This window comes from Frankia sp. CcCS3 (assembly GCF_977927575.1).
In genome coordinates this window covers 1-6,589 of the sequence record NZ_CDWRCL010000230.1, presented here as the reverse complement: position 1 = coordinate 6,589, position 6,589 = coordinate 1, and the positions used below count along the sequence as shown (strand labels likewise).

At 70.5% G+C, this 6,589-nt stretch carries 9 protein-coding genes; 6 read left to right on the top strand and 3 right to left on the bottom strand.

Going from position 1 to position 6,589, the window contains the following annotated elements:
- Positions 1 to 23: 23 nt before the first annotated feature.
- Positions 24 to 599 carry a TerD family protein gene (locus AC08OQ_RS16610; protein WP_462188495.1) on the top strand — a complete coding sequence of 192 codons (576 nt, stop codon included), beginning with the start codon at positions 24 to 26 and terminating at the stop codon, positions 597 to 599.
- Positions 600 to 730: 131 nt separating this feature from the next.
- Here AC08OQ_RS16610 and AC08OQ_RS16605 read toward each other — a convergent pair whose 3' ends face one another.
- Entirely contained in the window at positions 731 to 1,339 is a 609-nt protein-coding gene (locus AC08OQ_RS16605; protein WP_476595422.1) for a DsbA family protein, read from the bottom strand.
- Between the two features lie 156 nt (positions 1,340 to 1,495).
- Between AC08OQ_RS16605 and AC08OQ_RS16600 the strand changes: the two genes are divergently transcribed.
- Together AC08OQ_RS16600 and AC08OQ_RS16595 are read left to right on the top strand one after the other, a co-directional pair.
- The gene (locus tag AC08OQ_RS16600; RefSeq protein WP_462188490.1) at positions 1,496 to 1,846 is read left to right on the top strand and encodes a hypothetical protein; all 351 of its coding nucleotides are present in this window, start codon (positions 1,496 to 1,498) and stop codon (positions 1,844 to 1,846) included.
- 2 nt (positions 1,847 to 1,848) lie between these two features.
- Positions 1,849 to 3,084 (top strand): WD40 repeat domain-containing protein, encoded by a 1,236-nt coding sequence (locus tag AC08OQ_RS16595; RefSeq protein WP_476601826.1) that lies wholly within the window; start codon positions 1,849 to 1,851, stop codon positions 3,082 to 3,084.
- 51 nt (positions 3,085 to 3,135) lie between these two features.
- On the opposite strand, the gene AC08OQ_RS16590 is transcribed toward AC08OQ_RS16595, so the two are convergent.
- On the bottom strand, positions 3,136 to 3,522 hold the full coding sequence (locus AC08OQ_RS16590; protein ID WP_476601825.1) for a YkvA family protein: 387 nt from the start codon (positions 3,520 to 3,522) through the stop codon (positions 3,136 to 3,138).
- A gap of 218 nt (positions 3,523 to 3,740) precedes the next feature.
- Here AC08OQ_RS16590 and AC08OQ_RS16585 point away from each other — a divergent pair, with 218 nt between their 5' ends.
- Positions 3,741 to 4,616: a metallophosphoesterase family protein gene (locus tag AC08OQ_RS16585; protein WP_462188488.1), complete on the top strand. Its 876-nt coding sequence runs from the start codon at positions 3,741 to 3,743 to the stop codon at positions 4,614 to 4,616.
- A 125-nt stretch (positions 4,617 to 4,741) separates the two neighbouring features.
- The gene (locus tag AC08OQ_RS16580; protein WP_476601827.1) at positions 4,742 to 5,497 is read left to right on the top strand and encodes a 4'-phosphopantetheinyl transferase family protein; all 756 of its coding nucleotides are present in this window, start codon (positions 4,742 to 4,744) and stop codon (positions 5,495 to 5,497) included.
- A gap of 79 nt (positions 5,498 to 5,576) precedes the next feature.
- On the opposite strand, the gene AC08OQ_RS16575 is transcribed toward AC08OQ_RS16580, so the two are convergent.
- A complete protein-coding gene (locus AC08OQ_RS16575) occupies positions 5,577 to 6,218 on the bottom strand; it encodes a hypothetical protein (protein ID WP_462188487.1) in 642 nt (213 codons plus the stop codon).
- A gap of 47 nt (positions 6,219 to 6,265) precedes the next feature.
- Between AC08OQ_RS16575 and AC08OQ_RS16570 the strand changes: the two genes are divergently transcribed.
- On the top strand, positions 6,266 to 6,460 hold the full coding sequence (locus tag AC08OQ_RS16570) for a hypothetical protein (protein WP_462188486.1): 195 nt from the start codon (positions 6,266 to 6,268) through the stop codon (positions 6,458 to 6,460).
- The last annotated feature ends 129 nt before the right edge of the window (positions 6,461 to 6,589 follow it).

Here is a 6,589-nt window from a genome sequence, read left to right as displayed (position 1 = left end):
GAGTGTCGTGGGATCGGAGAACCGTGGGCATTGACGTCGTCAAGGGTGGAAGCGTCGCGCTCACCGGAGCCACCGGCGGACTGACGCACATCACCGTCGGCCTCGGCTGGGATCCGAATGCTCCCGGATCGGAGGAGTTCGACCTGGACGCGAGCGCCATTGCCCTGCAGGCGGACGGGCGAGCCCCCAACCGCAGCTATTTCATCTACTACAACAACCTCAGCAGTCCGCGCGGCGAGATCGTGCACCGCGGTGACAACCTCACCGGTGAGGGTGCGGGCGACGACGAACAGATCGAGGTGCGTCTCAACCTGCTGTCCAGTGCGATAACGCGCATCGTCTTCCCGGTCAGCATCCACAACGCCGACTATCGACACCAGAGTTTCGGCGACGTGACCGGCGCCTATATCCGGGTCGTCAACGCGTCGACCGATGACGAACTGGTGCGGTACGACCTCACCACCGCCGCCGCGCGGGACACCTCGATGTTGTTCGGTGAACTCTACCGGGATCAGGACGGCTGGCGCTTCCGGGCACTCGGCCAGGGTGGGGTCAGCGGCCTGGCGGCGATCGCCCGCGGCTACGGCCTGGACGTCTGACACGGCCTGGGCATCTCACACGGCTTGAACGTCTGACACCGCCGGGCGCCGGCAGGGGGATGGCGGGCGGCGCGGGCGCCATCCCCGTCGCCGTGGATGTATACCGGGACGGACCGAACCGGCGTGGAAGATCAGCGTGGGATGGACGTGTGCTTGAACTCGTTCAGCTCGGGCCAACCGGTCACCAGGTCGACGATGCGCTCCACCGCACGGATGGAACCCGCCGGGTCGGCACCGAGCGGCGCACGGCTCATCAGCCGGACGAACACGGCCTGGTCACCGGCGACCCAGGTCGGCACGCCCCAAACGGTATGCGAGGCGACGTACTGCTCGTGCTCGGCGCGGACCTTGTCGAGGGCGCCATCGTCAACCCGGGCGAGCACCTCGTCGGCGGGCAGCCCCACCCCCGCGAGCGTCTCCCGGATGACTGTACGGTCCTCCAGGTGACGGCCCTCGTCGTGACGCGCCGCGAACAGTGCCCGGTGCGCGGCGGGGAACAGATCCGGATATTCGTCGCGGACGACGACGCCAGCCCGCAGGGCGAGGATCCCGGAGTCCTGCTCGGGCTTCTCCCAGACGGTGGGTTGTCCCTCCTCCACGTGCGCCTGCCCCAGCGAGAACGGGAGAAAGGTGACGTTCCAGTCGGCACCGGCCGCGAGACCAATCAAAACGTGTTCATGTGCGTTGCGGGCGAACGGGCAACGGTAATCCCAGGTAATCGCGAAGGTGACAGAATTCATGTCGCGGGCAACACCCGGGCCGTCCCCGGTGTTCCAGCCGAGACGCACGGCTGTTCAGGCGCTCCGTTGCCGCCTGCTCCGACGGCTTTCCATCGCGGCTCTCATCGCAGCTGTCCGTGGCCGCTATCCATAGCGGGCGGACCCAGCTTCCACATCATGATGGGGGTTGAAGTGGCGTTGTGGGGACTGTTCGGCGGCTTCGCTGTCGAAGGTCTCGATCTCTACACCACGGTCCGCCGACGGGGCCGGTGGCCCTGGCAGACCGGGAAATCCCAGGAAGCGGGCCCCTGGGCCTACCTGGTTGCCGAACTGGTCCGTCTCGCCATCGGCGCCGGCCTGGCTGCGGCCGCCGGCGCCTCGGGCCAGGTCGACACCGCCTTCGCCGCCCTCGCGGTCGGGGTTGCCGCCCCCCTGGTCGTGGAGCGCCTCGCCCGCGCCGTCCCCCTCGATCCCAGGACAGCCGCCGCGACAGAGCCGGCCGTATCGAACCCCCAGACAGGAGGCTGACCATGCGCGCCGACTCGTTCGCCGGTCAGGTCCTCGCCGTCCTGTCCCGTCGCACGCCTGCCTTCACCCTTCCCGAGGACGAACCGCAGACCTTCCCGGACCGTGCTCGCGCCCTGCTCCTGCGCACGACGACCAAGGTCCCAACCGGTCACGCCGCGACAGTCGAGCCCACCCGAGGGAGCCCGGCACCCCCCAATCCTGAAACGATCAACCTTTCGGACAGCGTCCGGCCCGCCGCATCCCCCGCCCGCCGTCCGGTCTCTGATCATCGCAGGCAGGTGCACCGCACGGCCGCCGCGGTCCTCGCCGTTCTCGCCGTTCTCGTGGCCGCCGGGGTCGGTTCTCTCGCCGTCCGCGAGGGCGATCCGCAGCCGATCACCCCTGGCGGGACGGCCCACCTACTCGGCGCCCCGTTGACCGGCCGCACCGGCGCCGTGACGTCCGTGGCGTTCAGCCCGGGCAGGGGCACCCTCGCGGCCGCCGGCGTCGACGGGACGGTCCAGCTGTGGGACGTCACCAACCCGGCCACCCCTCGTCAGCTCGACCCCCTGCTCACCGGCCGCACCGGCGCCGTGACGTCCGTGGCGTTCAGCCCGAACGGGGGCACCCTCGCCACCGCCGGGGATGACGGAACGTTGCGACTGTGGAACGTCACCGACCCGACCAGCTCGTACCAGCTCCACCCGCTGCTCCCCGGCTACCCCGGCGCCGTGGCATCGGTGGCGTTCAGCCCCGACGGACGGACCCTCGCGACCGGCGGGGCAGCATCCGACGGAATACGGCTGTGGGACGTCACCGACCTGACCAGCCCCCACCAGCTCGGCACACCGTTCGGCATATCGCTCGACGGATCCGCCCCTAAGCTCCCGCCCGCCGTGCTCTCGGTGGTTTTCAGTCCGGACGGACGCACCCTCGCCATCGACGTCCCCGGCGCATGGGTGCAGCTGTGGGACGTCACCCACCCCGCCCGACCCCGCGAGCTCGGCCGGCTACAGGTCTCCGCCGACCGCGCCAAAAGCGCGACATCGGTGGCGTTCAGCCCGGACAATCGCGTCCTCGCCACCGGCAGCGCCGACACCACGGTGCGACTCTGGGACGTCACCGAGCCGACCGACCCCCGCCAGCTCGGCCAGCCGCTCACCGGCCACACCGGCGCCGTGACCTCACTGGCCTTCACCGGCCGCGTCCTCGCCACCGGCAGCGCCGACACCACGGTGCGACTCTGGCAGGTTTCCTGAGGCCCAGCCGGCGACCGGAGGAGGCGGCCTCGGTGGTCGTCCTCCCGGCCATCATCGGGGGCTACGGCGCCGAGGCGGTGTCCAAGGCGGTGTCCGAGGCGGCGGAGGCTGCCGCGGCATCCGGTGGGGCGCCCGGCTGGGTGGATCGATCCCGGCCGGGCCCAGCCCCCGCCGCGCGGCGATCAGGCCGCGCAGGTAGACCACCGCCGCGATAATCACGGTGATGTCGTCGATCAGTCCGATCGGCCCCAGCGGAATCTCCGGGACGGCGTCCACCGGGGAGATGACGTAGGCGAGGCCCGCCAGGGTCGCCACGAGGCCCCGCAGCGGCAGCCGGTACTTCCGGACGACAACCAGCGCGGCCACGGCCAGCGCCAGGATGATCACGACGAGGACCCCGAGGGCGATGAGCAGCCCGGTTCCGACGTTGTCACTCATCGCTGCCCACCACTCATCCCTGCCCACTGTCGTTCATCGCTGTCCGCTCCCGCAAGATCGGCCGGATCCGTCGGCTCATCGTGTCATCACTCGATGGATCGTCACCGATCCCTCGCGATGATCCTCGATCAGGATGCCCACCCGGCGCCATCTCGAACATCGGAACAGCATTTTCATCCGGCGGACGCGTCGGTGGCCGCGCCGGTAGGCTTCGCCCTGTGTCCCGGACGGATTCCCCGGTTTCGCCCGGGCGGCTGCTGGCCGTCAGTGACGTGCATGTCGCCTACCCCGAGAACCGGCGGATGGTGGAGGACATCGCACCCGGATCATCCGGCGACTGGCTGATCCTCGCCGGTGACGTCGCCGAGACGGTCGCCGATATCGAGACGACGTTCAAGCAGCTCAGCGGGCGTTTCGCGAAGGTTGTCTGGGTGCCGGGGAATCACGAGCTGTGGACTCCCAAGCAGGACCCGGTGCAGCTGCGCGGCGAACATCGCTACCGGCATCTCGTGGAGATCGCCCGCGGGCTGGGTGTCGTCACCCCGGAGGATCCCTATCCGGTCTGGGAGGGCACGGGCGGTCCCGTCGTCGTCGCGCCGTTGTTCGTGCTCTACGACTACACCTTTCGTCCCGCCGAAACGGCGACGAAGGAGGAGGCGCTGGCCCTGGCCCGGGAAAGCGGGATCGTGTGCACCGACGAATGGGTGCTGCACCCGGACCCGTATCCCACCATCGACGCCTGGTGCCAGGCCCGGGTCGCGCAGACCCGGGCGCGCCTCGGCGACATCGATCCGACAATGCCAACGGTGCTCGTCAACCACTGGCCACTCGTCCGTCAGCCCACCGCGGTACTGCGGTACCCCACATTCGCGCTGTGGTGCGGCACCACGAGCACGGCCGACTGGCACACGCGGTTCCGGGCCAGCGCGGTCGTCTACGGTCATCTGCACATTCCCCGCACCACCTGGTACGACGACGTCCGCTTCGAGGAGGTCTCGATGGGCTACCCCCGGGAACGCGCGGCGTGGGGCAAGCCATGGTCCGGGCTACGGCAGATCCTGCCCTTCCCCGCACCGCCGGCCCGCCGGGACTGAGCGCGATGCCGGGATCGAGTTCCACGCCGGGATCGAGATTGGCGCCGGGGGCAGGCTCGGCGCCGCCGGGGGCGCCGGCTTCGACGTCAGTAACGGGTAGCGGAGTAAAGAGGGTGGATCCGCGCCTGCTTGCGAGCCTGCTGCCCGCGGCGGCCGTCGCCGTCGAGACATTCGAGGACGATCCCTCGGCCGTGCTGTTCCCCGAGGAGGCCGCGCTGCTGAGCCGCGCGGTCGACAAGAGGCGCCGCGAGTTCACCACCGCCCGGGTATGCGCGCATCGCGCGCTGGAGGGGCTCGGGCTTCCGGCGGCGCCGATCCTGCCCGGTTCCCGCGGCGCACCCGGCTGGCCGGACGGAGTGGTGGGAAGCATCACCCACTGCGCCGGCTACCGGGCGGCCGCGGTGGCCCGGGCGGCGGAGGTCCACACCATCGGCATCGACGCCGAGCCGAACGAACCCACACCCGGCGGGGTGCTGAAGGAGATCACCGTTCCCGCCGAGGAGGGCTGGCTCGCGGCCCTCACCCGCACCCGCCCGGCCGTCTGCTGGGACCGGCTGCTGTTCAGCGCCAAGGAGTCCGTCTACAAGGCGTGGTACCCGCTGGCGGAACGTTGGCTTGGCTTCGGAGACGCCGCCCTCGTGATCCACCCGGGCACCGCACCTATGGGCCCGCCGGCGCCGGGCCCGGCCGCCCGGGGCACCTTCACCGCGAAACTCCTGGTGGCGGGGCCGCGGCTAGCCGGCGGTGAGCTGACCGGCTTCGACGGTCGTTGGCTCTCGGCCCGCGGCCTGCTGGTCACCGCGATCACCGTGCCGCACCTGGACGGCACCCCCGTGACGACGGCATCCCCCCAGACGCACCCTGCCTATCCAGAGGGATAAATCGGGCACGAAAGGCTCTGGAAAGACAAGGAACCGGATCCTGGTCAACCGCCGCCGCACGGACCCGCCGAACGCGACGCTAGGCAGAGTCGTCCACGTCCACGACAATCTCCCCGCCCAGCACGAAGCCTCCGGACAGACGCAGGTCGTCACCGCTCCAGAACCGCCCCGGATCGTACCAGTTCGGATGGCGACCGGACGGCAGCAGGCCCATCGCCTCGTAGGTAACAGCCACGACCTCGGCGCAGTACGCGGTCTCCAGCGCGTACTCGCTCATCATCCGGCGGGGACGCGGAAGCCGGCCACGCAGCCAGCGTGTCGCCAGCCGGGCCGTGGACGGAAACGGCGTGCCGTCGAGCCGTGCGACGGTCCGCAGCACGGCATCCTCCTGCTCGGCGCGGACCGCGGGCTCAAGCTGACGCAGCCAGGCCCGCTGGCCGTAACGGCGCGCCCAGACCTCCACCGCCGCACGCAGGTCGTGCAACTGCACGCCGCGCTGATGCGTGCCCGCCCAGACGTCCGGCAACGATTTCCCCAGCTCGGCGTGCCACATCAGCGGCGGAAGATCGTCAACGACCACCGCCATGCCGACATGGTTCACCGGGCTGTTGGTCGTCGTCTGGATCGCCCGGTCCACCGCCGTGCGGCCGCGGAACAGCCACAGGTCGCCGGTCCGCGTCAGTTCCAGGGCATCGGCCAGGCTGATCCGCGAATCAGGCATGCCGGTAGCATGCCGCAGCCGACGCAAGGGCGCCCTAACCTGGACGGATGAATCGCGCTCGATGGGGAAAGCTGCTCGGCGTGGCCGGACTCGCCGGAGTGGCCGCTACCGGCGTGCTCGTCGCGCGCAGCCAGCGCCGGCGGGTCGCCTACTCCCCCGAGGAGGTCCGCGCCCGCCTGCACGCGCGGCTGGCCGCGTCCGACGCCCCGCAGGCCGACGAGAATGGTTCCACCCTTACCTGATCCTCGGCATCGGGCTCACGGTGCGTTCTCACTCCGGACCCGCCGGACCCGCGCAACCGGCCGCGCGGCGCCGAAAATCGCTGGACGGCACGACTGGGAATGATGAGATCGAGCCTGAGGGGTCTTCGA